This is a genomic window from Acinetobacter sp. NBRC 110496 (assembly GCF_000876115.1).
Lineage (GTDB): Bacteria > Pseudomonadota > Gammaproteobacteria > Pseudomonadales > Moraxellaceae > Acinetobacter.
The window spans coordinates 85,470-111,757 of record NZ_BBTF01000008.1 but is presented as its reverse complement, the minus strand read 5'-3'; the positions used below and the strand labels follow the sequence as shown (position 1 = coordinate 111,757).

The following is a 26,288-nucleotide window of genomic DNA, read 5'->3' as shown; positions in this document are numbered from 1 at the left end:
TCTTAAGCTAACATCCTTGCATAAGAGTTATGTTATTGTCCTAGTAATATGTCGAATAATTGATAATGGGTTAGCGTGATTTTTTAGATACTGTTATCTGCTATTGCTTCTATCTATTTGTGCTTCTAATATTGAATAGCTTTGAAAAATATAGAAAAGCAAGATCAAACATCTAGAATTATTCGCGAATGGATATTGGATGATCCTGAAGGTGAGCTAATTAGATGAAATGATCGAATGCCTTAAGCAGCAAAATCTAAAATAATTCTATGTTGTTCGCATGTTTGCTAAATGAGGGCTAAGCGCTCCATTACAATAAATATTTGTACTTTTGCTAGTTTTTTGAACAGATAAGTCAGATGAAAGGCTTTTTCCTTGTATGCGTAAACATTGCTTTATGTTATAAATAATTTTATAGGCATGTTTTTTGCTTATTTAAATAAAAGGAAAGACTATGAAATTATCTGTTGGATTGAAAGTTGCGAACAGTTTATCGTTGACTCCTCAATTGCAACAGGCCATACGTCTTTTACAGCTTTCAAGTTTGGAACTTGAACAAGAAATTCAAATCCAATTAGACAGTAACCCATTGCTAGAAAAAATAGAAGACATGGGCACAACAGAAAGTCTTTCCTCACTAGAAACAAAAGAAACTGGGGACTTAACGACAGAACTTAATGCCGATCATCTTCCGAATGATTTACCCGTAGATACTGAATGGGATGATATTTATACTCATCAATCAACTGCTTTGGCCTCACCAGAATATGAAGAAAGAGAAGACAATCGCCAAGCACAAATGAGTCTGAAAGAGCATATCCTAGATCAAGTCAATCTCTTGCATTTTTCGACAGTTGATAAATTGATTGCATATTGCATTGTCGATTCCTTGGATGATAAAGGATTTTTGGATGCAGAATTAGAGGATATTCTGCTGGCTGTGTCTCGGCTCTTACAAGAAATGGAGAGCGACGAAGAGGTTGAAGAAGATGAAATTATTGTCGTTTTAAAGCATATTCAACGTTTAGATCCGATTGGTGTTGGATCAAGAAGCTTAGCTGAATGCCTGAAAATTCAACTTGAAACAGTGCATGAGAAAGTTCCTTATTTGGCAGAAGCTAAGAATTTATTGAAATATTATGAGTTATTGATTTCAAATGACCTGAATAAGTTATTAAAACAAACGGGTTTATCTAAAGAGCAATTGAAAAGTGCAGTTGATTTACTTAAAACATTAAAGCCATATCCTGGTCTAGAGTTTAATCAGCAAGATTCTGAGTATCAGGTTCCTGATGTTGTTGTTTCAAAGAAAGACTTGCATTGGCAGGTTCAACTCAATCCAGATATTCTGCCTAAATTGCGGATTAATTCGTTTTATTCTGGAATGATCCGTCGTGCAGATCAAAGCGATGATAACGTGTATTTGCGCAATCAAATGCTGGAAGCAAAGAACTTTATCAAGAGTATTGATGAACGCCATAAAACATTGTTAAAAGTGGCAACCTGTATTGTTGAGCATCAGCGTGCTTTTTTAGAGCAGGGACCTGAAGCGATGAAGCCTTTGGTGCTTCGTGATGTAGCAGAAGAAGTTGAGTTACACGAGTCGACTGTCTCACGAGTAACGACCAATAAATATATGCTGACGCCACGTGGTTTGTTTGAATTGAAATATTTCTTTTCAAGTCATGTTGGAACGACAACCGGTGGTGAAGCTTCATCGACTGCGATCCGCGCCATGATCAAGAAACTGGTTTCCAATGAAAATCCACGTAAGCCTTTGTCAGATAATGCAATTGCAGAAATGCTGAAGAATGAAGGCATTGAGGTGGCTCGACGCACTGTGGCGAAATATCGTGAATCGTTACATATTCCTTCATCATCTGAAAGAAAAGTCTTGATCTAAATTTTAAGGTGTGACTATTCTATTGGTTCATTATTACGGAATAATGAATTTTTTTATAGTCACTAGAGGAATCGCTGAAATGATTTAATGGATGTTAAACCACTGATATGCATTAAATTTGCTTGAGCGATTATCTTGTATCCTGAGAAAAAAGGTGAGGGATAGAATTATGCAAATAACGATTCGTGGACACCACTTAACTATTACACCAGCTATTGAAGAAAATATAAAAGAAAAGTTTAGTCAAATGACCAAGCATCTTGATCAGGTCAATAGCATGCAAATCAAACTGGCTAAAGATCATCAAATTGATAAACGTTCACACAAGGGAAGTGCAAACCATATTGCAGAAGCAATTATTCGTTTGCCGGGGGTAGAACTGTTTGCACAGGCGACAGCCGATGATATGTATACTTCGATTAGAAAATTGACAGATAAATTAAAACGTCAGCTTGCAAAACATCGAAAAATTCAATGTTCTTATCAGCATGAACTGGCACTTTTGAGTTAATTTTTCATTTTTAAAGAGGCTTTTAATCGAGCCTCTTTTTTTATTGATAAAAAAAGAAACTGCTTACTGAATTATGTGAAAGAGTTATAGTAAAATAACTCGTTTTACACCAATGGTTGTATAAGAGGTCTTGAAATGAATAGTGAGCAGCTCACGCAAATTTTAAAAGAAGCTTTCCCTGAAGCAGAAGTAGCAGTGAGCGGACAAGCTGGAAAATTTGACCTTCGTATTGTTGATGATCAGTTTGAAGGTAAACGTACCGTTGCTCGTCAACAAGCGGTTTATGCACCTCTAAATTCTTATATCGCGAGTGGCGCAGTTCACGCTGTTACCATTCGTGCAATGACAAAAGACGAATGGCGTAAAGCAAGCCTTTTCGGAGCTTAAATATTAATGGATAAGTTTTTAATTACGGGCGGTGTTAAGCTCGAGGGTGAAGTACGCATTTCTGGTGCAAAAAATGCAGCTCTACCTTTACTTGCAGCAATGATTTTGGCTGACTCTCCGATTACGCTGACCAATGTTCCAAATCTAAAAGATGTAAACACATTAGTGAAATTGATTGCTGGTCTTGGTGTGACGATAAGTTATGAAGGTGAAACGGTTTGTGCTGATGTTTCTACCTTAGATAATCAGTTTGCGCCTTATGAACTGGTGAAGACCATGCGTGCATCTATTTTGGTGCTTGGTCCATTATTGGCGCGTTATGGTAATGCCAAAGTTTCATTGCCAGGTGGTTGTGCGATTGGCTCACGTCCGGTGGATCAACACTTAAAAGCATTAGAAGCTTTGGGTGCACAGATTGAAGTTGAAAATGGTTATGTGCATGCTTCAGTAGATGGTCGTTTAAAGGGTGGCGAAGTTGTTTTTGATATGGTCACTGTTGGCGGTACTGAAAACATCCTGATGGCTGCGGCACTAGCGGATGGTGTAACCACGATTCGTAATGCAGCACGTGAACCAGAGATCACCGATCTTGCGCAAATGTTGATTAAAATGGGTGCCAAGATTGAAGGGATTGATACGGATACTCTGGTTGTTACTGGTGTTGAAAGCTTACATGGCTGTGAATATGCGGTGGTTGCCGATCGTATTGAAACAGGTTCATATTTAGCTGCCGCTGCTATTACTGGTGGACGAGTGAAGACCACGCATACGGACCCAGCATTGCTAGAAGCAGTCTTGGATAAGTTTGAAGAAATGGGTGCAGAAGTGACCCGTGGGGATGACTGGATTGAATTGGATATGCAAGGTAAGCGTCCAAAAGCAGTGAGCTTTAGAACATTGCCACATCCTGAATTTCCAACTGATATGCAAGCGCAAATCATGGCAGTCAATGCGATTGGTCGTGGTTTTGCAACAATTTCAGAAACAATCTTTGAAAATCGTTTTATGCATGTCCCAGAACTTTCACGTATGGGTGCAAATATTCAAGTGGAAGGTCATGATGCGGTCGTAACTGGCGTTGAAAAGCTTCAGGCAGCACCTGTGATGGCCACTGATTTACGTGCATCATTCTCATTGGTTCTCGCGGCATTAGTAGCAGAAGGTGAAACTCTGGTTGATCGTATCTACCATATTGACCGTGGCTATGAACAGATTGAAGAAAAATTGCAAAGTTTAGGTGCTCAGATTAAGCGAGTAAAAGGATGAATGACTTAAGAAACGATGATCCAAATTTTGACGTAATGGGCAATTTTGATCATGGTTTAACTTTAGCACTCAGTAAAGGTCGTATCTTAAAGGAAACATTACCCTTACTTGAAAATGCAGGTATCAACCTACTGGAAGATCCTGATAAATCACGTAAATTAATTTTTCCGACCACACATAAGAAAGTACGTATCTTGATTTTACGTGCTTCTGATGTGCCGACTTACGTCGAAAATGGTGCAGCAGATTTTGGTGTGGCAGGTAAAGATGTGTTGATGGAACATGGCGCACAACATGTTTATGAATTGCTTGACCTAAAAATTGCCAATTGTAAGTTGATGACAGCGGGTAAAGTTGGAATGGAGCGTCCGAAAGGTCGTTTAAAAATTGCAACCAAGTACGTGAATCTAACGCGCCAATACTATGCAAGCTTAGGCGAGCAAGTGGATGTGATTAAGCTTTATGGTTCAATGGAGCTTGCCCCTTTGGTTGGGTTAGGTGATTACATTGTCGATGTGGTCGATACAGGTAATACTTTACGTGCCAATGGTTTAGAGCCATTAGAAGAAATTTGCAAAGTTTCTTCACGCCTGATTGTGAATAAAGCCAGCTTTAAGCGTAAGCAAGCCGTGTTAAATCCGATTTTAACTCAGCTTGAAGAGGCTGTGAAATCACGTTCAGCATGATTTTGTATGATGATTAAAAAACCGTTCTTCTGAGCGGTTTTTTTATCGCTTGAGTTTATGGAGAGGTGGAAATACCAGCCTTTAAGATTTGGGTTTATATTGGAAGGGTTGATGGTTTGGAGACGAGTAATAACCATGAAAAATCCCTTACAACCTAAACAAGAATCTATTTTAAACTACAAGCACAATCTATTCCTTGCATCGAATGGTCGCCGCATATTGAATCGGTTGATGAAGTGATCACTCGTTCCGCTGAAACTATTGCTAAACGGGCGATTGCATGTCTGATCATGATTCAGATTGCGTGTGATTTAAATCATCAGCAATTTGATGAGGAAGCTAAAAACTTTATCGTTGATTTACTACATAAATTTGAAGTATTTGATCAACTTACCTCTAAAGAACGGAATATTTTAAATCAAGAGGCTTCTCAACAAGAGATTGTGAACATGATTTGGAAATATGAGGCTTACTGGGTGTTACTTTGGGCATTAGGCATTGTTAAAGAACTACATTATCCAGATACAATTGCCGATTGTGATTTTGCAGTGCAAGTGGTCTCTGTGTGTGGCTCATTTGATGAGTTTATGCAGCAAATTGAATTAAGAAGTATCGATGAAATTTTAGATCAGGCGGATCTGATCTATCGCTATGATTGTGCATGTGTAGATGCCCGCTTAAAACAACAGAACGCGCCTGAAAATTTAAATGCTTCGGTTGTTGTCGAGCGCCATGGCGCTTTAAATTGGCTGATACAACGCGATGGAGACTGGGATCATCCTGATTAAATACATAAAAATTAAAATATTTCAGCCTAAAAATGATTTTTCCTATTAAAGCAGTTAGAAATGCTGGTGTTATCTTGTCCACAAATTGGATGAAAAAGAGTAAACTTAGCGCTCTCTTATTCGCCTTGTGGGTAAATTGATGCGACGTTTATCGACTCAGGATCAGAACTTTAAACAGATTTTTGCTGAACTCTTAGCATTTGAAACTGTGAATGATCCTCAATTAGTACAAACTGTGGACCAGATCATTGCTGATGTTCGTCAGCATGGTGATAAACATGTACTTAAATTAACGCAGCAGTTCGATCGACATCCAGCGCATCAATTCTCTGATTTAGAACTGACCCAAGCCCAACTGAAAACTGCATTTGAAGGCTTAAGCACTGAAATTCGTGAAGCTTTGGAATTAGCTGCAAAACGCATTCGATCTTTCCACCAAGCACAAAAGCAAGAGGGCTGGACATATGTGGATGAACTCGGTAATACCTTAGGTCAGAAAGTTACACCGCTTGATCGCGTGGGGATTTATGTGCCTGGTGGCTTAGCGTCATATCCGTCATCGGTGTTAATGAATGCTTTGCCAGCACATGTAGCGGGTGTTCCTGAAATCATTATGGTGGTTCCAGCCCCGAATGGTGAATTGAATCCATTGGTGTTAGCTGCTGCCTATTTGGCAGGGGTAAGCCGTGTATTTACTATTGGTGGAGCACAAGCCGTTGCAGCATTGGCTTATGGAACAGAAACCATTCCTGCGGTCGATAAAATCACAGGACCAGGGAACCGCTTTGTAGCAGCTGCGAAGCGTTCTGTTTTTGGACAGGTCGGGATTGATATGATTGCAGGGCCTTCGGAAATTTTAGTCTATGCCGAAGGTGAAAATAATGCTGAATGGTTAGCCATGGATGTCTTGTCTCAAGCAGAGCATGACACCGTTGCGCAAGCCATTTTCATTACCCCAGATGAAACGCTGTTAAATGCAGTTGAAGCTGCAATTGAAAAGCATTTAAGTGAATTGCCAAAAGCAGAAATTGCCAAAACGTCGATTCAAAATCGTGGTGCCTTGGTATTGGTCAAAGATCGTGCAGAAGCAATTGAGCTGATTAACCAAGTGGCTCCAGAACATCTGGAACTTTGCCTTGATGAAGCTGAATTAATGAGCCAAGCGATTCGTCATGCGGGTGCAATCTTCATGGGACGTTATTCACCAGAAGCGATTGGGGACTATTGTGCAGGTCCAAACCATGTCTTGCCGACATCGGGTACTGCACGTTTTTCTTCACCGCTCGGTGTTTATGATTTCCAGAAGCGTTCAAGCCTGATTATGTGCTCTGAAGAGGGCGTGAAGAGCTTGGCAAAGGCAGCGGATGTTCTTGCGGTACAAGAAAATCTTGATGCTCATGCACGTTCAGCCCGTTATCGTTACCAATAACTGATTCAAAGATTGATAGGGGCTGGTTAGCCCCTTTTTTAGGATACATGAGAGTAGAACAATGACGTTTACAACAGAACAAATGCGTTTTTGGAGTCCGGAAGTTCGTGAATTAGAGCCTTATGTGCCGGGTGAGCAACCTAAAATTCAGAACTTGCTCAAACTGAATACCAACGAAAATCCATATCCACCATCGCCAAAAGTTGTGGCAGCGGTTGAAGCGGTTTTGGCTCATCAAGCAGATGCGCTACGTCTTTATCCAGATCCTGATGCAACGGCACTCAAGCAGGCGATCGCAGCACAGCAACAGGTGGATATCAGCCAAGTCTTTGTGGGCAATGGTTCTGATGAGGTGTTGGCACATATTTTTAAAGCCTTTTTTATTCAAAAAGAGCCGATTCTTTATCCAGATATTACTTATAGTTTTTATCCTGTTTATAGCCAGTTTTTTGCAATGCAAACCAAGCAGATTCCATTGAATGACAAGTTCGAAATTGATGTATCGGATTATGCACAGGAAAATGGTGGGATCATCATTACTAATCCGAATGCGCCAACCAGTATTGCATTAGGATTAGCGCAGATTGAGCAGGTGCTTAAAGCTAATCCTGATCGCGTGGTAGTGATTGATGAAGCCTACGTCGATTTTGGTGCAGAATCAGCAGTACAATTGGTCAATCGATACGAAAACTTGGTGGTTTGTCAAACGACATCGAAATCTCGTTCATTGGCTGGTTTACGGGTTGGTTTTGCGATTGCGCAAGCACATTTGATTGCTGCACTTGAAGCAGTGAAGAATAGTTTTAACTCTTACCCAATGGATCGTTTCGCGATTGCAGCAGCTGTCGCATCATTTGAGGACCAAGCTTATTTTGAAGCGCAATGTCAAAAAGTAATTGCGAGTCGAGAACAATTGGTAAGTAGTCTTGCAGATTTAGGCTTCAAGGTTTTGCCATCCAAAGCCAATTTTATCTTTGCGACGCATCCACAACATGATGCGGCACAACTTGCCCAACAACTGCGTGAACAGGGCATAATTGTTCGTTACTTCAACAAACCACGCATCAATCAATTCTTACGTATTACGATTGGCACCGATGAACAAAACCAACGTTTGGTGGATACACTGAAAACAAAAATTCTGTAAATCTGTATTGAGCCTTATTGTTCAGAACTCTGCCATGTATTGAGTAAATCAAGCATGGCAGAAATTTTATCAAAGCATTCTTGATATTCGGCTTCTGCATCAGAGGCGATGGTAATCCCACCACCAGCCCACATCGATAATTGATTTTGGTATTGCTGAATACTGCGAATCAAAATATTCCAACAACCCGTTCCATCAAAATTAAAATAACCCAAACTACCACAATAGGCACCACGTGGTGCGCCTTCAAGTTCTTCGATAATCTGCATCGCCCGGATTTTGGGTGCACCTGTAATCGAGCCACCCGGAAGTGCCGATAACAACATTTGCATCGGGTTAATCTCGGGTTTTAAAGTCGCGGTAATTTCACTGACCATGTGATGGACTTGATTAAAACTCTCAATTTCAAAGAGTTTGGTGGTATTGACCGATCCTGTTTCTGCATAGACACTCAAATCATTACGTAGAAGATCTACAATCATGACATTTTCAGCTTGGTCTTTTTTAGAATGGCTGAGTTTATCTTTGGAGATTTTGTCTTGCTCAGGATCAGCAAAACGGGGCATGGTTCCCTTAATTGGGCGTGTTTTTATTTTTCGATTCGTTTGAAACTCAATAAACAGTTCAGGCGAGCAGCTGAGTAATTCGAAATCATTTATTTTGAGATAACCTTCATAAGGTGCATGGGTCAGATCCCATAAATCTTGTGCACGGCTTAAAAGTGAGCCTTGTGTCTGAGCGACAAACTCTTGGGTTAAGTTAATTTGATAGCAATCTCCTGCCTTAATGTACTCTTGAACTTGATCAAATGCACTGCGATATTGTTGTTTGGTCCAGCGCGGCTGACATAGTTTATTTAAAGAAAGCAGGGGCAGTTGTTTGGAGGTGTTTATCAAATTAATAAGGTATTGGTAGATGCTTTTAGCCTGATTTTCATCACTGTAAAAATACCAAGCCTCATTTTCGTATTTTAGAAAGCTAGAATATTGACCTAAGAAAAAACTTGGCTGTGAATGCATATCAATGTTGACAAACTGGTCTGCGCTATAGTCATAACTAAAGAAACCAATATAGCCACCCTGAAATCCAGAAGTATTCCCAGAAGATGAGGTGTGGTGAAATTTAGAAAATTCTGAAAGGGACGTAGTTATTGAGGTGGTTTGATATTGATTGATCTGTGTTTGTTGAAATTGTTGAAGCCTAGCGTGCTGAAAAACTAAAAACTCTTTGGGTAAAAATGCAATAACAGGCATATTTTGGTCATGTAAGTAAACCAATCCGGTTAAATCATATAGTCGGGACAGAAGATCAAATGCAGAAGTGAGTTGCGTGTTAAGCTTTTGTTGAAAATAAGACATAAAAACGGAAATACTTGCATATACATTTGGAAAGAAGAATTGTACTACATTCAAAAAAATGTGACTGGCTTTTATCAAGTCATTCGGTGCAAAGTGAATGGTGTTTCAATAGAGTTAGGGTATTGTATTTATACTTGGATTAAAGTTGATGGGCTGTGGATTGAACCCGAGCGTAGTAACCCATTTTGTTAACAGTTTTGTGCTCAAGATCAGAACTGGATGACTGAAGTTATAAGACACATCATGTTTGTTGTTAATGTGGATCATGTATAAATTATCAATTTATACATGTGCTTATAGATTAAAAAAAGAAAATTGCCGAATTGAGCGTTTTATATGCCGTTTATCGGGTAGTAGTTAAAAAGCAATTAACAGGAGTTGAACATAAAATAACAAACGGGTAATTTAGTAATTGCTAAGCGAACTACTCAAGGATTGGAAGTTCTAGTTGTCATTTAATAATAAAACGACCGTGGACAGTTTAGAGTAGTGTAAGTCAAAAAATAAATGCTCTTGGGAGAGTGCTCAATGAAAATGTTTGCTAAACTAGCTTTAGTTTCTTCAATGGCGATTAGCGCAAATGCAATGGCTATGCAGTCAATGGATGATGCTGCACTAAGCGCTGCAACTGGTCAAGATGGTATTAACATTGGTCTAGGTGTTACATCTGTAACGATCGATAAATTATTAATTCATGATAATGATGGTTATGCGAACAACGGTGCAGCAGCAGGTACTATTGGTTCTGGTGGTACAGGTACAGCGGGTGCGATTGTTGTAAACAACGTGGCAATTACACCAAATATGGATGCATTATTGCCTTCTCATAATTTGGCTGATTTAAAAATTGATACAGATGCGGGCACTACAGCAACAGGTGGTGCGTTCCTTAATGTGGCAGCGAAAGTATCTGGTTTGAATATCAATGTTGGTAAAATTGAAGTGGCGGCTTCAGGCACAGCAGGTACAACTAATATTCAACGTGGTACGACTGGTACGGCAAATGAAATCTTATCTGGTTTGACTTTAAAAACCGGTACGATGGATGCAAATATTCAGTTAGGTGCTGCTCCTCAAGGTGCAATGATCATGTTGAATACGACCATGACTGGCGGTTTGGAAATTACTAACCTCGGTATCAAAGATAAATCAACAATTGGTCAAACTACTTTATCTGGTGTTGCAAGTACACTTGCTGGTGAAATCCACTTAGACAGCATTAAGGTTGCTGATAATGGTGGTACTGACATGACTGTTAAAGCGAATGTTAGTGTTGTTGGTGAAAGTACTGCTGGTGCTAAAGACGGATACTTAAGAATCGTTAGCCAATCTCCAGCAAATGGCTCAGATATTTATATCAAAGGTGTTCATTTAGGTAGTGCTAATGCAGGTTCAATTGGTGATGTAGAAATTCAAGGTTTGAAAACTACATATTCTGGTGGTAACGGTGCAGCAATTACGATTTCTGGTCACTAATCAGTTCTCAAACAAAAAAAGCGCTTTTGCGCTTTTTTTGTTTTTAATACCTTAGTTTTTTTCAAAAATACAGGAAAATATATCCAATAAAGACTGTATCGACCTAACTGCCACAGTTGTTATTTTATGCCTATAGTTCAATCATTTTTGCCTGAGAATATCATGCTTATCTCGTGTTTAAAAAGAGAGAAGAAAAGAATTCTTTGTTATAGAATTGTTTGCTTGAAACGTTAAACTGTTTAATCGTAGAGCTAATTATAAAAAAAATAACATTTCGTCAAAAAAAACCAAAAAAAAGATGTATTTTTTTAGAAAAAAAGGTATCTTCAATTTGCAGGGATGTAGTGTCAGTAGACACTGAAAATAAAATGAATAAGGCAAGTGTTGCCATTGTTAGAAAAAGAGACTTATGTTAGAGATCGCTTTAGGCTCGGCATTGATGTATTACTTTACAACGCAAGCCTTTGAAATAGAAAAAAAACCAGAGGGGACTGTGTATTACACAGAAACCTTGGACTCTCGTTATCCTTCTTTCACTCGTAATCACCGTGAATCGGTTGTCATTAAACCAGCAATAGAAGAGCAATTTCGTGGGATTGTACGCCAAGCCTATGATTATAGCTGTGGATCTGCTGCATTGACGACCTTATTAAATGGCTATGGTGGTTTGCGACTGACTGAACAACAAACCATGAGTGGTCTGCTGCAATATGGGGAATATCAACGAATTATTGAGCGCCGTAGTTTCTCCTTGTTAGATATGAAACGTTTTGTCTCAGCTTTAGGAATTAATAGTGGTGGATATCGGGGGGAGTTTTCTGATCTTATTTCATTAAAACAGCCAGCGATTGTTCCTATTACTTATGCTGGATTTAAACATTTTGTAGTATATAAAGCATATAAAGATGGAAGGGTTTATGTGGCTGATCCTGCCTTAGGCAATATCAGCTTTGATGAAACTCGATTTAAAGAAATATGGGATAACAATACTTTATTTATTGTAGATATTCCTCAGCAATACCAAAAGAGTTTATTGGCTTTACAAGATGCGGATATGCGTCATGTTGAGGATGCCACAGTAAACCGATATGCACTTGCTGAGATTCAATTTCCTACACAGAAATTTGAACGAATTGCGGATAAAGCTTCAACCATGCGTCGAGTGTTGGATTCTGATCCAAAATCTGCAACTTATAATCAGCCGATAACCACCTATATGCGCTTATATTACAAGCGGAAGTAAGTTTAGAAAAATCAGTAAAATTAATGTAATAGGATGTAAAAGTAAAATGAATGGTACATGGATGAATATGAGTGTGTTGGCCTTAAGTTTAAGTGCAATCACATCAACACTTTATGCAGCAGAGCAACAGCCCTCTGTGGATGCTCAAGTTGAGCAGTCTGAATCAGCAACAGAGGCTAAAAATACTGCTGCTGAAAACTCAACAGCTCAAGTGGGGGCAACGGCTGCTGTTACGGGGAATAGTCAAGCAGATCAGGCAGCGAATGCATTACAGAAAAAAGAAAGTGATGCAACCCAAGAAACAAATTTACAAGAAGTCTTTACCTCAAATGAACGTCAGTACTCGTTAATTAAAAAAGGTGTTTTTTCATCTTATTATGACTTGGATTATACCTATTATCGCGATAGCCGCCTTGATCTGGCAATGAATGATAGTAATAGTTCATTATCAAGATTACGGGTAGAAGAAGATGCCAACCATACCTTGACCAATACCTTTACGGTTCAATATGGTTTATTAGACAATGTTACTTTATCTGCATCATTGCCTTTTGTTGCAAAAAAAGACTTATTAAAAGATCAGACAACCGCAGGTCTTGGGGATATTAATTTTGGTGCGCGTTGGGAACCATTTCCATTAAAGCAAGGCCGCTTGCCATTGGTCTTATTTGGTAGCCTTTCGACCAAAACGGGGGATAGTCCTTACGATGTTGGAATGGATGAACTATCTACAGGTAAGGGATATTACTCAGTTGGTGCTGGGGCAAGTACACGTAAATATATTGACCCAGTTGTATTATTTGCTTCAGTTTCAACAAGTTATGGTTTTAAAGAGTCTGGTTTAAATCAACAGCGCGGTGCTAACATAAATACTGGTAGTCCTCGTATTCTCGAAAGTTTTGATCCTGGGCTTAGTGGTGGATTTTCTTTCGGATTTGCATACTCCTTTAACTATGACGTGTCTTTAACTATGTCATATCAACAAAGCTTTAATACTGGTGCAAAGTTCTATTTCAGTGAGGGAGAAAGCTATAAATCAGCAGACCAAAGTAGTGCCATGTTGTCATTTGCTTTGGGGGTACGTGTTTCACCTGAAACTATTGTCAATGGTACGGTTGGTATTGGTTTAACTGAAGATGCACCAGATGTATCACTGGGCTTGTCTTTCCCGCTTGATATTATCGGTTTTGGTAAAAAAGTCCGTTAAGGAGATATAATAATGGTGAAAAGCCTTAGATTATGTCCATTAACGATAGCAATTTTTTTTGCGGGACTATCAAGTGCGACACATGCACAACTTGGACAAGATTTATCCGTAGATTTACGTTCTTTGGCATTGGGGAATGCCGTAACTGCTGACCCACCTGGTATTAGTGCTGTTCACTTTAACCCAGCAGCACTTGCCAAGCTGGATGGACTACAAACAGATGTACAAGGGATTCTCGCTAATTTTGCAATTAAGCGGGATTATTCAGCGCCAGCAGGTTATAACGTTTTTGGTTATTCTGATGATCCACTTGTTTGTAATGACGGACCTGAAGTTGATTCAAATATTTGTACCAATTTTAAAGGTACTGTAAGTGGTGATGTCGAATATGCCAGTATTTATGTGCCTATTCTAAAGAAAATTGTTGATTTAGGTCCTAACTCTCCTTTGGTTGCTCCAACCGCTGGTATTTCTTATAAGCCGCCAGGCTCAAAAGTGACGTATGCGACAGCTGTATATGCCCCGCTTGTCGCTGGATTCGGAGCAGAAGATGGTAACCCGAGTAACTATATGGGACAACAGGTTGCATTAGAACGGATTACTTATTTATCACCATCTTTTGGTTATCAGGTGAATGATAATCTATATCTAGGCGCATCTTTCGGGATGTCTTACCAAGCTATTGCGCTGAAAACAGATTTACGTTTCCCTAATGAATTAATTGGCGTTCTTCGTATGGTTGATGAAGTCGTTTGTGGGCCATTTAAACAAAACGGGGACATTATTACCGATCTTTTACTGTTCGGTATGTGTAATGCGAAGGAGGGAATGAACCCATTCAATAAAGTTGGTGCTTTAGATGTCTCTTTAGAGCAGTCTCTAAGTCCAAGTTATAACTTGGGTTTACTGTGGGAACCAACGGATGATTTTAGTTTTGGTATGGTTTATCAAAGTGAAGCTAAAATGCGTCTGCATGGCAAATATCTCATCAATGTCGCGAATGCGCCACGAGAGTTAATTGCAGGTCTCAACTCATCTGCAACAGGACAAATTCTCGCTGCAATTTTAGGTTTTCCTGGTTATGCACCTGCTGTTGAGTCTGGCTTATTAGCAATGGATTTTAAGTATCCACAGCATTTCAAAGCAGGGATCAAATATAAAATATTACCTGACTTACAAATGAACTTTGATTTGGGTTGGACTGACTTCTCGGCTTGGGATAAATTCAAATTTGAATTTGATCGGCAGATTTCCTTATTAAAAGTTGCCAAATTACTTTCTGCCGATGTGACAGATCGTTCATTGTCCTTGCCATTAAAATTCCAATCTTCTTGGCGTTGGGGAATTGGGTTTGAGTACTCGGCAACAGACCGTCTGAAATTACGGATGGGCTATGAGCCACGTACGAGCTCTATTCCAGATGATAAGCGAAATACGATGGTGCCAATTAACAATGCGCAATTGTTTGGTTTAGGTGTCGGTTATCGTTTCGATCAAGATACTGACTTGGATTTATCAATTGGTTTCTTGCGTAGTCGTGATGATATTCCGGCAAATACCAGTAGTTTATCCAATAAAACAGGGGTAGATAATCTCTTGCTAAACCCGTATGCGGGCTTAAATGTGAAAACAAATACCAAAGTCACTTTACTTGGGATTAATTACAGAACAAGATGGTAATGAAAAAGAAAAGTACTCAACATCAGACACTTGCAATTTCATTATTTTGCTTAATGATGGCAAGTGTCTCAGGCGTTTATGCAGATGGCTTCTATACGATTATTGGACCCGATGGTCGTCCAATGGTAGTGCCGATGAAAATTGGGAAAAAAGAATTAGAGCCAAATAAGCAGAAGCAGGAACTTCGTACTGAAAAAGCCCCAGCGTCAGTTATCGATCATTCAAATACAGTAAAGCCTGCCGTTGAACCGGTTCAACAGAAGAAAATTGAATCTTCTCAGTCATCTGATCTAGGACAGAATCCATCCAAGATAACTAAAAAGATTGACGTTACGGAGCCAGTGATCACAATAGCTGAGCCTAAAATAGAATCAAGCCTTCCAGCTAAAGTGATCAACAAGGATTCAGAAAAAGTTGTTTCGAAAACTGTCGAAAAATCAAAAGCCACCCAGACATCTTCAAATACTTTGACGATAGAAAAGCCAATAATCGACAAAAAATCAGCGATTATAGAAAAAGCTGCTTTGACTCATAGCGCTTCTAATGAGGTACTTTCATCTACTGGATTTAGTCAGGTAGATGGTGTTAAGTATGTCAATAGTGAATATTTAGAAAACCAAGAGTTTAATTTAGATGGTAAAAAGCGTTTCTATACCATGCCTGATGGTACTGGCCGTTTGGAAACCATTGAAAGGAAGAAAGGCGTGAGTCGTTCGGTCTTGGATAAATTGCTCAATCGTTCACAACAATCAACAGCACCAATTGCATTGGCAGGAACTTATGTGCGTTTATCCAGTGAAGATTTAAAATCTGCATTTGAGAATGACCGCTGTTTTATTGATGGCTATAAAAAATCGATTAAAACACTTAAGCCGAATAAAGATGTAGGGCTTTGGCCACGTAAACCACTGAAAGAAAAATTTGAATATGAGTTGGTCAAAATCGACCCCGCTATTCAATATATGCAGATAGACTCATATTCTTCAAACAGTGAAAAACCAGTCTATTATTGGCCACTCGTTGTATTTTTGGACGAAAAAGGCTGTATTGAAGAAGGCGTAAGTGGATTTAAGAGTACGAAAACGGTTGCGACGGTATTACAACATTCTGCGATTCAAGGTGTGATAAAAGTACCTCAGGGTGCTCATTACATGATGATGACACCGTTAGCATCTGCAGTTGATGTCTCTGAGCCTGAACTCTCAAATCAAGGACAGTTAAAAATTTCTGTTTTACAGTAAGCATGGATAGGATTAATCAATGATGAACAAAAAGATATTATTACCATTTGCTTTTTCAGCATTGGCTATTTTTTTACATGGATGCGGTAGCGAAAGTACGAAAATTAATGAAGATCCAACAAAAGGCACGATAGGCGTTACCTCAAATACCAGTTGCAGTATTAGTGCAACAGACTGCTTGCAATTTGTATTGGATTACCCAGTAGCAGGTCTAAATTTTGATTGTAGCAGTGATAAAGTCAATCATTTTGCGACGAAACTGGATAGCAACATCGTTACTGGGGCTTGTAAATTAGGTGATACCGTTAGTTTTTATTTACAGGGAGCAGAAAGCTCAAGAAAAATCAGTTTGGGCACGATTCAATTAGATAAAATCACTAAAACAAAAGTGGCTGGGGTACCCGCACGAATTCGGATTGTTGATCTTGCGATGGGACTGACAGGCCAAACACCTGCTAGTTTAAGTATGAGCGACGATACCATAAGAGTAGCGATGGCTTTGGTGAAAATTTTCCAGAGTCAAAGTATTGCTGATGATACTAATACGATTGGTGACGTACAACCGATTGAATTCACGCCTGAAAAGAAAAATACACTTTCTAGTATAAGTGGCGATATTGGTGCTACAGAATTAAAGAACGGTGCTTATGCGGGGATTCTCAAACCATGGCTGAATGTCAGTAAAATCAGTGATGAACAAGCATTTGCAGTGGTTACTCAATTACTGAATTTAAGTAATATGGGAGTTTGGTATGCCGAATTACCTATTTTTAAAGCAGGAAGTAATGGAGCGGTTGTTGAGGTTCCTAATGAGGGAAGTGGTGTATTTCCTGATGGGCTGTTTGGATGTAATAGAGACCTGTATACAGACTGTCTTAATACTAAAGATGGTAAAGGTGCAAATTTATTACACTCGATGGGGCGGTTTGAGCTATTGACTGATCGTCAGGGATATATCATTGGTTCTGGCCAACAGTGGCGTGGTAGCCCAGTGATTAACAATAATATTGTATCTCCACCGATAGTGTTGCTTGGTACGACTAAACCTGACAAGCTGCAAATCAAAGCGCAAAATCAATGGTTTAACTTGATTAATCAGGAAATTAACCCAAATCAGCCGTTACGCTTCACATTAAACAGTAATGCAGCTGAAGATGTGTTAATGACGCAAGGGAAATTGATTAACGGTACCAATATTGCGAGTACCGAAGCGGTCTACCGACAGTTGATGAAATTTAAATCTACAGATCCATTTAATAATGCAAAAGATCTAGGCGCGTGGCAGCAAAATGTTGCAGGTGTGAATTATAAAGGGGTAACGGATGTATTTAAGGTCAACCCAGCCAGCTATTTACCAAAAGATGTCTTTACCACAGAAGCTAATGTTCGGTCTGGACAACGTTATGCTTTCCCTCTCTATGCAACGCTGACCTTTAAATTTCAGGATACGACTATTGCACCAGTGGATTTAGGTATTGTGATTGATGAGCATGGTGATATTCGTACTGACATTAAAAAAGATGCAACAGCAACGGATATGTCTGGAAACTGCGCCAAAGCAGAGCCACAACCAGATGGTAGCTTGCTTGATGAATATGGTGTAACACAGTATCGGATAGGTACGACAGGTGGAGCACTTTATTCAGCCAATGATAAATCGATTACGGTACGGATGATTTTTGCAAATTCAAGATTTGGTGCGATTGATGGGGTATTACTTGGTTTGAATTTTACCTCTTTAAATGGCCAAAATAATATTAGTGGTGCAAAAATCAATGTGCATAATTTATTGAATGGTCAGGCCACAGGAATTAACTTGACCAACTTCTCCAACAATACGGTGTCTTGGCTGAATAATTCTGCTTTATATATGACATCTTATATCAATGCTTATGATAAAGAGGGAACAGATAAGAGCAAATTTGTTGAACCAACAGCTCAAGAACGTGCATTTGCAAAAGGTTATCAAGGAACCGCCAGTATCCGTATTGCAGATCAAAAAATTCCAGCATGTAATGCCATTAAGATTAAGTCTTAATTGAGGCAATAAAAAAGACCGCATCTGCGGTCTTTTTTATTTTAACCCGTATGATCAAGTCGGGTTCCGAGTGTTTCTAAATGGGGTGGAAAGAGTCCGGTCTTGCGGTCAGCAAAATAATGTCGAAGCGTCTGCTCCACACTTGGGAAAGCCAGTTCTGTCCATGGGATTTCATGCTCTTCGAATAGACGGCATTCAATGCTTTCTTCACCTGCACCAAATAAACCTTGTTTTAAATGAGCCTTAAATAATACATAGATCTGTCCAATACGCGGGATATTGTACATACAGTACAATTGTTCGATCTCTACTTCGGCTTCTGCCTCCTCACGGGTTTCACGGGCGGCACCTTGTTCCATGGTTTCAAATAATTCCATATAACCTGCGGGCAAGGTCCAAAGGCCATAGCGAGGTTCAATTGCACGGCGACAAAGTAAAACTTTGTCATCCCAAAGAGCCAATGCGCCGCAAATCACTTTTGGGTTTTCGTAGTGAATGTTGCCACAATGAGTGCAGACAAGTCGTGATTTATGATCACCTAGTGGAATTTTTGCTTCAGTTTGATGTCCACATACAACGCAAAAGCTCATAATTATCATCAGCCGTAGAGATGACTCAGCATAACTGAATTTTGATGACTTCGCATCATGATCTATGATTGCAGTTAAAAATTCGGCTATGATGCTAATTAAGGAATAAGAGAAAAAGAGATGAGTCATATGGAAGAACCATCGTTAATACAGCTTTTACAACAACGGTTGCGTTTTTCCAAACGAATCCAGCAGGCAGATGCCGCTGTTTTGATTGCGATTACCCACGAGCCCCAGCCGAAGGTTTTACTGACACGCCGTTCGATGCAATTATCTCAACATGCGGGTGAGGTCTCTTTTCCTGGTGGGAAAAGAGACCCGAGTGACACCAGTAATATTGTGGTCGCCTTACGTGAGGCACAAGAGGAAACCGCACTGAATCCGTTTGATGTCAAACTATTGGGCGATTTGCCAATCCAGCGTGCCCGCAGTGGTTTGTCTGTTAAACCGATCGTGGGATTAATACCTGCTCAAGTGGATTTAATTGCTCAGCCTACCGAAATTGACCGAATTTTCTTTGCACCTTTACAAGAGCTGATTGATGCTCCACCTTTGCCTTATGAAGTGCGTTTAGCTCGACAGTCGCTTTATTTTCCGAGTATGCAGGTCGAAAGTGAAATTGTCTGGGGATTGACGGCCCGCATGCTAATTTCTTTATTCCAATACGGGTTGGGCTATCAAAAACACTGGCCGTTTTTGGTGAATCCACCACATTTTGGTTTATCTAAGTTTTAATCTTTAAGAGTATTTATCATGCTGTATACCTATCAGGGATTGAGTCCAAAAGCGTTACATGAACCTTGGGATGGTTGGGTTGCACCAACGGCTACTGTGATTGGCCAAGCGGAATTAGGGCGTCAGGTCAGCATCTGGTTTGGTGCTGTGGTTCGTGCTGATAATTGTGTGATTCGTATTGGTAACTTTTCCAATATTCAGGAAAATGCAGTGTTACATACTGACGCAGGCATTGAATTGAATGTGGGTGAATATGTCACGATTGGCCATAAAGTAATGCTGCATGGGTGTAGCATTGGTGATAATTCACTGATTGGTATGAATGCAGTAATTCTGAATCATGCCGTGATTGGGAAAAACTGTATTATTGGCGCTAATGCATTAATTCCTGAAGGAAAAATTATTCCAGATAATTCGGTGGTCATGGGTTCACCTGGTAAAGTGGTGAAAACCTTAGATGAGCAGGGCGCTGCACGATTACGTTTCAGTGCCTTACATTATGCAGAACATTATAAAAAATTATTAGATTTAGAGCCGTTCCAGTTCTAATCATTGCAGTTGAAGAAGCCAAGTTTATACTTGGCTTTTTTATGGCGATAAAAAGACAATAACTCGCCTATCGCGTTTGAGTGGAGTATGATACGCGATGTTTTTTATCTCTTTTTCTCTAAGGTTTTTGCATGAAGTTGCTGGCATTGGAAACTGCAAATGAGCAGTGTTCTGTTTCATTCATCCATGATAATGAAGAACTCTATTTTCAATTGGATGAGCGAACCAAAGCACAAACCCAAACCATTTTGCCTTTAACTGAACAAGCCTTATTGCAAACTGGAACTGAGCTGGCCGATTTAACTGCGATTGCATTTAGCCGGGGTCCTGGTTCATTTAGCGGAGTACGCATTAATGCAGCGGTGGCACAGGCCCTCGCATGGTCTCAGGATTTACCTGTGATTCCTGTTTCTAGTTTACAGGCATTGGCGCAGGCGGCTTATCGTCTTAAGGGCTTAGCGCAAGTAACGGCGGTACTCGATGCACGTATGCAAGAAGTTTATATTGCGAATTTTAGTCTGGATGCACAGGGCATCATGCAGGCTATTGATGATGAGAAATTGTTGAATTATGAACAGGCTAGTGCCTATTGTAAATTTATAGCCATTGGCTCGGGTTCAGAATTAATTCAGCCCACCGAAATAAACTTAGAAGAGATTTCTGATCATCAATCCACAAATGTGAGTATCAAGGCAACGGCACAAGATATTGCTGCAATTGCTCGAGTTTATGCTGCACAACAAAAATGGGTGGATGCTGAACAGGCATTGCCAGTGTATTTACGTGATGATGCTTGGAAAAAAATTCCCGAACAAGGTAAATCGAATTAAGGTTAATTATGGATCTTTTATTGCTATTTAAAGCAGCAATTATGGGATTGGTGGAAGGGATTACCGAATTCCTCCCCATTTCGAGTACAGGGCACCTGATTTTAACAGGCCAGTTACTAGATTTCTGGACGGTTGAAAAACGAGATATGTTCGCGGTCGCAGTACAGATTGGTGCGATTGCTGCCGTAATTTATGAATATTGGGGTAAATTGTGGGGTGCACTCATTGGTGCGCTGACGGGGCAGGAACAAGGACGCCGTTTAAGTCTTAACTTGATTATTGCTTCAATCCCGATTGTGATTATTGGGCTGACCTTCGGTGATGTGGTCAAGGCTTATTTATTTAATGCGATTACAGTTGCGATTGCCTTGATTGTGGGTGGCTTTATTATTTTATGGGCGGAACGCCGTCCACATCAGATTGTTACGCAAGAAGTTGATGATCTGAGTTTTAAACAAGCTACTTTAATTGGTTTGATCCAGTGCTTGGCTTTATTTCCAGGAACGTCTCGTTCTGGTTCGACCATTATTGGCTCATTATTCTTAGGCGTATCACGTAAAGCAGCTGCAGAGTTTTCCTTCTTTTTAGGAATTCCAGTACTGATGGGTGCAGGCTTACTGGATATGTACAAGATGCGTCATGAGTTGCATAGCAATGACATGCTGGTATTAGGCGTTGGAATTATCGTTGCTTTTATTTCAGCATTGATAGTGATCCGTGCGTTGATCCGTTATGTGTCTAAACACGACTTCACTGCATTTGCTTATTATCGCATTATCTTTGGTTTATTTATTCTCGTGACATGGTGGACAGGTTGGGTGCATTGGTAATGCAGATGGGGTGTTGGTATGCAGCGGAATATGAACAGCCGTTTCAACAACTACAGAACCGTTTAGCTGCACTGAATGTGCAGCTCAATGGACAAGTGGTTGAAAAAATCAATGCCCGTTTTTTACGCTTGAATCCTGACATGGCACTGGTTCTTGACGAGGATGGTCTCAGCCTTGCCGCCAATGGGATGAAAATGCAGCCGGATTGGCGTGCAGAAATTGCTCGTCTGAAAAGAGCCAGCCTAAAATCTGAAATGATTGCACGCGCATGCCAGTTGGGGGAAAAACCAACGTTGATTGATGCGACTGCCGGTTTAGGTCATGACAGTTTACTCATGGCTTATTTAGGTGCTGATGTTCGTTTGGTTGAACGTCATCCAATCTTGTTTGTGCTATTGGAATATAGCAAAGCAAGTGCTGAACAAGATCCTTTTTTGCAAAGCTTTATGCAGCGGATAACGTTGATTTATGCGGACTCCAACACGTATTTACAGCAACTGGTTCAGCATGGTGAGCAAGTGGATGTGGTGTATTTAGATCCAATGTTCCCACAGCGTGATCAGAATCAGCAGGCTGCCAAGAAACAGGCACAAGTCAAAAAACAAATGCAATTATTGCATATGTTGTTGCCTGAAGATGGGGAAATGGATTTAGGTGATCAATTGCTACATTTAGCAACACAGATTGCGAAGCGTGTCATAGTGAAACGTCCACGTCACGCAGTCTATTTGGCAGATCAAATTCCAGATCATCAATGGTTAGGTGATGCCTGTCGTTTCGATGCTTACTTTCCAAAAGATTAAATTTAAATCGGAATTGAATGATTGTTTGGCTTGCGTCAATGCTCGGTAAAAATTTGTGATATAGTGCAAAAGCATGATTGCTAAAAAATTCTTGTCGAGCTTACACTACAGTCACGCATTGCGTCTTTTAGGAAAAGTACTGCGCATTCAATCATTAGAATGGCATATTTTCAGTTTAGGCTTGAAAAGAGAAACTCCCGAAGAATTTTATGATAGACCTCAAACCCTCCATTAATATCTGGCATGATTTTAAAAGTAACCAAATTGCTGGCATGTGGTTGTTTCTGGGGTCACGTCGTTCCTTGCAGGTCGTCCATCCCTCGATTACCCAACTCATTATCTGGGGTATTTTAGGTGGCTGTACTAACTCGCTTTATAGCTGGCTGGTTGCTGGACAGATGGGGGAGTTTAATACACAAGGCCTGATTGGCTATGCCCTTTGGCCATTTATTGCCTTGATTGTCGGTATTTTCCTGTCGCAACGCATGAATCAGCCACGCTTAATGCTAGTGCCAGCATTGTTATGGCTGGTACTGGATACCAATATTCTGCTGTTGCAATGCATCATTCAATATCTTGGCTCAAACGGCTATCTCAATTTTATTCCTGACAGTATTTATAACGGTTTTTTACCGCCTTTATTTGTTGGGCTGTTTGTTTGGCAAAGTCTTGCAGTCATTTGGGTGTTTTCTCGCGCTTTAAACTGGCCATGGTGGGAACGTGCTTTGGTCTTTGTCGCCACCATTGCCACCATGGTGGTTTGGCAACTTTCAGTGAAAGATCAGCCAATCTGGAAAGTTGAAGAAACGCCACCAAGCTTTGCCGAAAATGCATTTTATGCACAAAGTCATTTGCTTGATAAAGCATTGAATCAGATTCAATATGGCGATATTGCCAAAAGTCACTGGTACTTTATGGGAGTCGCGGGCGATAGTTATGTGGATGTATTTAAGTCTGAAATCGAACGTATAAGAGAACAGTTCGATACGCGTTTTGGCACCTTTGGACGTTCTATTATGCTGATTAATAATCCAGCAACACGTTTGGACGTACCGATTGCATCTAAAACCAGTATGGAGTTGGCTTTACGCCGTATTGGTCAACAAATGAATCGCGACAGTGATGTCTTGTTTCTTTACATGACTTCACATGGTGAGCGGAATCATTTTGAAATTGAAAATGCACCTTTGGATTTAGATCAAGTTGATCCTAAATGGTTGAGGGAAACACTGGATAAGTCGGGTATTCGCTGGCGTGTGATTGTGATTTCAGCCTGTTATTCAGGGAGTTTTATTCCTGCATTACAGTCACCAGATACTTTAATTATTACGGCCTCTGCGGCGGATAAAACCTCTTTTGGCTGTAACAACGAAGCGGATTATACTTATTTCGGTCGAGCATTTTTTGACTTGGCAATGCGCGAACAATATTCAATGAAAACCGCATTTGAGCAGGCCAAACAAACAGTGACCAAATGGGAGGTTGCGCAGGGGGTGGAACCTTCTGAGCCGCAGTGGGCAATTGGGAAAAATATGGAGTTAATGCTGCCACAGCTTGAACCCTATTTATTTCCAGCCCAGAATATTGCATCAACAGATATAACGAGAACACAGGGTGATGAACATGCAGCTACTGCAAAAAAACCGTTGTTTTGAGGGCGAGCAACGCATTTATCAACTTGAGTCTCGGCATCTTAAGGGAACAACTAAAGTCGGGGTATATTTACCACCTGCTGCTTTAGCAGGGAAGCCTTGTTCCGCTTTGTTTTATCTTGCGGGGCTGACCTGTACCGAAGACACTTTTGCCATCAAGGCACATGCACAACGGATGGCTGCTCGACTCAGCCTGATTTTGATTACGCCAGATACATCTCCACGCGGTGACGATGTTGCACAAGGTGATCATTGGGATATTGGGCAGGGGGCTGGTTTTTATCTCAATGCAACGCAACAGCCTTGGGCAGCGCATTATCAAATGGAATCTTATCTGGTTGATGAACTTTATGCACTGGCCTTGCAACAATTACCTGTAATTGAAAATCAAGTTGGTATTTTTGGACACTCGATGGGTGGGCATGGTGCATTGACTTTGGCTTTTAAATATCCAGAGCAATTTAAATCAGTTTCGGCCTTTGCCCCAATCTGTGCGCCCAGCATTTGCCCTTGGGGGGAAAAGGCATTTACACAATATTTAGGTGTGGATCAACAACAATGGCTTGCCCATGATGCGACGGCTTTGGTGCAGCAAAAAGGCAGTGTGTTCGATGAAATCTTAATTGATCAAGGTTTGGATGATCAGTTTTATGCGCAATTAAACCCTGAAAAATTTAAGCAAGCCTGTCTGGATGCAGGCCAACATCTGACTTTACGCCAACACAAAGGCTATGATCACGGCTATTATTTCATTCAAAGTTTTATCGATGATCATTTACAGTTTCATGCGATTCAGTTAGAGAAAAATTAAGAACCAAAAGGTTCTTAATTTTTTAGAGATTATAATTTTACTAACTCGACGCGTCTATTTTTTGCTTTACCTTCCTCAGTATCATTGCTGGAAACGGGTTTGCTATCGCCAAAGCCTTGCGCCTTTAAACGAGATGGATCAATCCCAGCATCGGTCAATGCTTTGACGACCGTTTGTGCTCTTGCCTGAGAGAGTTTTAAGTTATGTGCGGATTCACCTGAGTTATCGGTATAGCCATTAATTTCAAGCTTGAGGGCGTCATCACTTTTCAACAAGTTCAGTATTTGCGTGATTTGTTCATCTGAGTTTGCTAACAGTGTGGCTTTGTCTGTTTCGAAGTTGATGTGTATATCCACTTTATTATATTGATCCAAGGCTGTTTTTAACTGACTTGCGGATAGGGGGCGTGCCGTTATGTCTATGGGGCGGGTTTCTAAGACCAATAGACCTGCTGAATTTCCGCTTTGAGTGATTTGAAACCAGATATCTCGATCATTCTGATGAATCACATAGCTTTGTGTTGGATTATTATAAATATCACCTAAGCCCTCTACATATGATACCCCATATTTCTCTGAAAGTTGGGTGGCGAGTTCTGCCGGGATTTTACGGTCAGTGATTTTCTTCCCACCTAAGCGGGTAATAACGGCCTCTAAATTACGCTGTAACTCTAACAAGGAGGCCTGTTTGTTATTCTCTTCAGCATCGATTCGTCCATTAAAAAGCTTACCTTCAACTTTCTCTAGTCGATCTCCGACCCAGAACTCCATTTGAGCAAAGTTTTCAGTGGATTGATGAGCAAAATAATAGCCTTTAGGCAGTTGAATAAATGGAAAATCTCCAAGTTCAATATTTGAAATCGGAATTTGATTGATGTTGAAGCTATCTGCTTTGGTCTGTGCTTTTGCTGATGGATGTTCTGTTGTCGCGGCACTTGTCTCGGCTGCCTCAGTTTTTTCTTGTTTTTTACTACAACCGATGATGGTTAGGCTGATGATTGTCGTTATTAAAATCACGGATGAAATTTTATTGTTCATATGTTTTCCCTAGTTAAGGCATACATGATATCCAAAACAAAATACGATTTTTAATTAACATAATTTAAGCTGACAGATCGAATTAGAAAAT

Annotated in this window: 23 protein-coding genes and 1 pseudogene; 21 read left to right on the top strand and 3 right to left on the bottom strand. The window is 40.2% G+C overall.

Going from position 1 to position 26,288, the window contains the following annotated elements; translation table 11 throughout:
* Positions 1 to 454 precede the first annotated feature (454 nt).
* The 8 genes and pseudogenes from Aba26S_RS06615 to hisC all read left to right on the top strand — a co-directional run bounded on the left by Aba26S_RS06615 (position 455) and on the right by hisC (position 8,117).
* The gene (locus tag Aba26S_RS06615; RefSeq protein ID WP_043970868.1) at positions 455 to 1,903 is read left to right on the top strand and encodes an RNA polymerase factor sigma-54; all 1,449 of its coding nucleotides are present in this window, start codon (positions 455 to 457) and stop codon (positions 1,901 to 1,903) included.
* Between the two features lie 169 nt (positions 1,904 to 2,072).
* Positions 2,073 to 2,414, top strand: a complete 342-nt coding sequence (gene hpf, locus Aba26S_RS06610; protein ID WP_004655596.1) for a ribosome hibernation-promoting factor, HPF/YfiA family — start codon at positions 2,073 to 2,075, stop codon at positions 2,412 to 2,414.
* Between the two features lie 135 nt (positions 2,415 to 2,549).
* Positions 2,550 to 2,801, top strand: a complete 252-nt coding sequence (gene ibaG, locus Aba26S_RS06605) for a BolA family iron metabolism protein IbaG (RefSeq protein ID WP_005151378.1) — start codon at positions 2,550 to 2,552, stop codon at positions 2,799 to 2,801.
* A 6-nt stretch (positions 2,802 to 2,807) separates the two neighbouring features.
* Positions 2,808 to 4,067, top strand: coding sequence for a UDP-N-acetylglucosamine 1-carboxyvinyltransferase (gene murA, locus Aba26S_RS06600; protein ID WP_005239569.1), 1,260 nt, complete (start codon positions 2,808 to 2,810; stop codon positions 4,065 to 4,067).
* The gene (hisG, locus tag Aba26S_RS06595; RefSeq protein ID WP_005239568.1) at positions 4,064 to 4,753 is read left to right on the top strand and encodes an ATP phosphoribosyltransferase; all 690 of its coding nucleotides are present in this window, start codon (positions 4,064 to 4,066) and stop codon (positions 4,751 to 4,753) included. Before murA ends, hisG begins: the two co-directional genes overlap by 4 nt.
* 135 nt (positions 4,754 to 4,888) lie before the next feature.
* Positions 4,889 to 5,541: pseudogene (locus Aba26S_RS06590) on the top strand (DUF4272 domain-containing protein).
* A gap of 139 nt (positions 5,542 to 5,680) precedes the next feature.
* Positions 5,681 to 6,970 (top strand): histidinol dehydrogenase, encoded by a 1,290-nt coding sequence (gene hisD, locus Aba26S_RS06585; RefSeq protein WP_043970870.1) that lies wholly within the window; start codon positions 5,681 to 5,683, stop codon positions 6,968 to 6,970.
* 61 nt (positions 6,971 to 7,031) lie between these two features.
* On the top strand, positions 7,032 to 8,117 hold the full coding sequence (gene hisC, locus Aba26S_RS06580) for a histidinol-phosphate transaminase (protein WP_043970864.1): 1,086 nt from the start codon (positions 7,032 to 7,034) through the stop codon (positions 8,115 to 8,117).
* Between the two features lie 14 nt (positions 8,118 to 8,131).
* Here the strand turns inward: hisC and Aba26S_RS06575 are convergent, their stop codons facing one another.
* Positions 8,132 to 9,475 carry an anthranilate synthase component I family protein gene (locus Aba26S_RS06575; RefSeq protein WP_043970862.1) on the bottom strand — a complete coding sequence of 448 codons (1,344 nt, stop codon included), beginning with the start codon at positions 9,473 to 9,475 and terminating at the stop codon, positions 8,132 to 8,134.
* 528 nt (positions 9,476 to 10,003) lie between these two features.
* Between Aba26S_RS06575 and Aba26S_RS06570 the strand changes: the two genes are divergently transcribed.
* The 6 genes from Aba26S_RS06570 (at position 10,004) to Aba26S_RS06545 (ending at position 18,360) form a co-directional block, all read left to right on the top strand.
* On the top strand, positions 10,004 to 10,951 hold the full coding sequence (locus tag Aba26S_RS06570; RefSeq protein ID WP_005239556.1) for a DUF6160 family protein: 948 nt from the start codon (positions 10,004 to 10,006) through the stop codon (positions 10,949 to 10,951).
* Between the two features lie 409 nt (positions 10,952 to 11,360).
* Entirely contained in the window at positions 11,361 to 12,194 is an 834-nt protein-coding gene (locus tag Aba26S_RS06565; RefSeq protein ID WP_005239555.1) for a C39 family peptidase, read from the top strand.
* A gap of 46 nt (positions 12,195 to 12,240) precedes the next feature.
* A complete protein-coding gene (locus Aba26S_RS06560; protein ID WP_043970860.1) occupies positions 12,241 to 13,401 on the top strand; it encodes a hypothetical protein in 1,161 nt (386 codons plus the stop codon).
* Positions 13,402 to 13,416: 15 nt separating this feature from the next.
* Positions 13,417 to 15,081: an OmpP1/FadL family transporter gene (locus tag Aba26S_RS06555; protein WP_010590100.1), complete on the top strand. Its 1,665-nt coding sequence runs from the start codon at positions 13,417 to 13,419 to the stop codon at positions 15,079 to 15,081.
* Positions 15,081 to 16,322 carry a putative pilus assembly protein FilE gene (filE, locus tag Aba26S_RS06550; RefSeq protein WP_043970858.1) on the top strand — a complete coding sequence of 414 codons (1,242 nt, stop codon included), beginning with the start codon at positions 15,081 to 15,083 and terminating at the stop codon, positions 16,320 to 16,322. The genes Aba26S_RS06555 and filE overlap by 1 nt, the downstream gene beginning before the upstream one ends.
* A gap of 19 nt (positions 16,323 to 16,341) precedes the next feature.
* Positions 16,342 to 18,360, top strand: a complete 2,019-nt coding sequence (locus Aba26S_RS06545; protein WP_043970856.1) for a hypothetical protein — start codon at positions 16,342 to 16,344, stop codon at positions 18,358 to 18,360.
* 41 nt (positions 18,361 to 18,401) lie between these two features.
* Here Aba26S_RS06545 and Aba26S_RS06540 read toward each other — a convergent pair whose 3' ends face one another.
* Entirely contained in the window at positions 18,402 to 18,950 is a 549-nt protein-coding gene (locus tag Aba26S_RS06540; RefSeq protein WP_010590103.1) for an NUDIX hydrolase, read from the bottom strand.
* 120 nt (positions 18,951 to 19,070) lie between these two features.
* On the opposite strand from Aba26S_RS06540, the gene Aba26S_RS06535 reads away from it, so the two are divergent.
* The 7 genes from Aba26S_RS06535 to fghA all read left to right on the top strand — a co-directional run bounded on the left by Aba26S_RS06535 (position 19,071) and on the right by fghA (position 25,160).
* Positions 19,071 to 19,685 (top strand): CoA pyrophosphatase, encoded by a 615-nt coding sequence (locus tag Aba26S_RS06535; RefSeq protein ID WP_010590104.1) that lies wholly within the window; start codon positions 19,071 to 19,073, stop codon positions 19,683 to 19,685.
* A gap of 21 nt (positions 19,686 to 19,706) precedes the next feature.
* Positions 19,707 to 20,234: a gamma carbonic anhydrase family protein gene (locus tag Aba26S_RS06530; protein WP_171248925.1), complete on the top strand. Its 528-nt coding sequence runs from the start codon at positions 19,707 to 19,709 to the stop codon at positions 20,232 to 20,234.
* A 131-nt stretch (positions 20,235 to 20,365) separates the two neighbouring features.
* Positions 20,366 to 21,064: a tRNA (adenosine(37)-N6)-threonylcarbamoyltransferase complex dimerization subunit type 1 TsaB gene (tsaB, locus tag Aba26S_RS06525; protein WP_005239545.1), complete on the top strand. Its 699-nt coding sequence runs from the start codon at positions 20,366 to 20,368 to the stop codon at positions 21,062 to 21,064.
* A gap of 8 nt (positions 21,065 to 21,072) precedes the next feature.
* Entirely contained in the window at positions 21,073 to 21,894 is an 822-nt protein-coding gene (locus Aba26S_RS06520) for an undecaprenyl-diphosphate phosphatase (RefSeq protein ID WP_005239543.1), read from the top strand.
* On the top strand, positions 21,894 to 22,697 hold the full coding sequence (locus tag Aba26S_RS06515; protein WP_043970852.1) for a class I SAM-dependent methyltransferase: 804 nt from the start codon (positions 21,894 to 21,896) through the stop codon (positions 22,695 to 22,697). The genes Aba26S_RS06520 and Aba26S_RS06515 overlap by 1 nt, the downstream gene beginning before the upstream one ends.
* A gap of 209 nt (positions 22,698 to 22,906) precedes the next feature.
* Positions 22,907 to 24,352, top strand: coding sequence for a C13 family peptidase (locus Aba26S_RS06510; RefSeq protein WP_005239541.1), 1,446 nt, complete (start codon positions 22,907 to 22,909; stop codon positions 24,350 to 24,352).
* Complete coding sequence (fghA, locus tag Aba26S_RS06505; protein ID WP_043970850.1) at positions 24,321 to 25,160, top strand: S-formylglutathione hydrolase; 840 nt, start codon at positions 24,321 to 24,323, stop codon at positions 25,158 to 25,160. The genes Aba26S_RS06510 and fghA overlap by 32 nt, the downstream gene beginning before the upstream one ends.
* A gap of 29 nt (positions 25,161 to 25,189) precedes the next feature.
* Here fghA and Aba26S_RS06500 read toward each other — a convergent pair whose 3' ends face one another.
* Positions 25,190 to 26,197, bottom strand: a complete 1,008-nt coding sequence (locus Aba26S_RS06500; protein ID WP_043970847.1) for an OmpA family protein — start codon at positions 26,195 to 26,197, stop codon at positions 25,190 to 25,192.
* Positions 26,198 to 26,288: the final 91 nt, after the last annotated feature.

Bases quoted from the DNA above. Each gene is read 5' to 3' on its own strand.
- hisC (WP_043970864.1), top strand. From the start codon at position 7,032: ATGACGTTTACAACAGAACAAATGCGTTTTTGGAGTCCGGAAGTTCGT.
- hisD (WP_043970870.1), top strand. From the start codon at position 5,681: ATGCGACGTTTATCGACTCAGGATCAGAACTTTAAACAGATTTTTGCT.
- filE (WP_043970858.1), top strand. From the start codon at position 15,081: ATGAAAAAGAAAAGTACTCAACATCAGACACTTGCAATTTCATTATTT.
- Aba26S_RS06545 (WP_043970856.1), top strand. From the start codon at position 16,342: ATGATGAACAAAAAGATATTATTACCATTTGCTTTTTCAGCATTGGCT.
- hpf (WP_004655596.1), top strand. From the start codon at position 2,073: ATGCAAATAACGATTCGTGGACACCACTTAACTATTACACCAGCTATT.
- Aba26S_RS06570 (WP_005239556.1), top strand. From the start codon at position 10,004: ATGAAAATGTTTGCTAAACTAGCTTTAGTTTCTTCAATGGCGATTAGC.
- Aba26S_RS06560 (WP_043970860.1), top strand. From the start codon at position 12,241: ATGAATGGTACATGGATGAATATGAGTGTGTTGGCCTTAAGTTTAAGT.
- Aba26S_RS06520 (WP_005239543.1), top strand. From the start codon at position 21,073: ATGGATCTTTTATTGCTATTTAAAGCAGCAATTATGGGATTGGTGGAA.
- Aba26S_RS06575 (WP_043970862.1), bottom strand. From the start codon at position 9,475: ATGTCTTATTTTCAACAAAAGCTTAACACGCAACTCACTTCTGCATTT.
- tsaB (WP_005239545.1), top strand. From the start codon at position 20,366: ATGAAGTTGCTGGCATTGGAAACTGCAAATGAGCAGTGTTCTGTTTCA.
- ibaG (WP_005151378.1), top strand. From the start codon at position 2,550: ATGAATAGTGAGCAGCTCACGCAAATTTTAAAAGAAGCTTTCCCTGAA.
- Aba26S_RS06500 (WP_043970847.1), bottom strand. From the start codon at position 26,197: ATGAACAATAAAATTTCATCCGTGATTTTAATAACGACAATCATCAGC.
- hisG (WP_005239568.1), top strand. From the start codon at position 4,064: ATGAATGACTTAAGAAACGATGATCCAAATTTTGACGTAATGGGCAAT.
- Aba26S_RS06615 (WP_043970868.1), top strand. From the start codon at position 455: ATGAAATTATCTGTTGGATTGAAAGTTGCGAACAGTTTATCGTTGACT.
- Aba26S_RS06515 (WP_043970852.1), top strand. From the start codon at position 21,894: ATGCAGATGGGGTGTTGGTATGCAGCGGAATATGAACAGCCGTTTCAA.
- Aba26S_RS06510 (WP_005239541.1), top strand. From the start codon at position 22,907: ATGATAGACCTCAAACCCTCCATTAATATCTGGCATGATTTTAAAAGT.
- murA (WP_005239569.1), top strand. From the start codon at position 2,808: ATGGATAAGTTTTTAATTACGGGCGGTGTTAAGCTCGAGGGTGAAGTA.
- fghA (WP_043970850.1), top strand. From the start codon at position 24,321: ATGCAGCTACTGCAAAAAAACCGTTGTTTTGAGGGCGAGCAACGCATT.
- Aba26S_RS06565 (WP_005239555.1), top strand. From the start codon at position 11,361: ATGTTAGAGATCGCTTTAGGCTCGGCATTGATGTATTACTTTACAACG.
- Aba26S_RS06535 (WP_010590104.1), top strand. From the start codon at position 19,071: ATGAGTCATATGGAAGAACCATCGTTAATACAGCTTTTACAACAACGG.
- Aba26S_RS06540 (WP_010590103.1), bottom strand. From the start codon at position 18,950: ATGAGCTTTTGCGTTGTATGTGGACATCAAACTGAAGCAAAAATTCCA.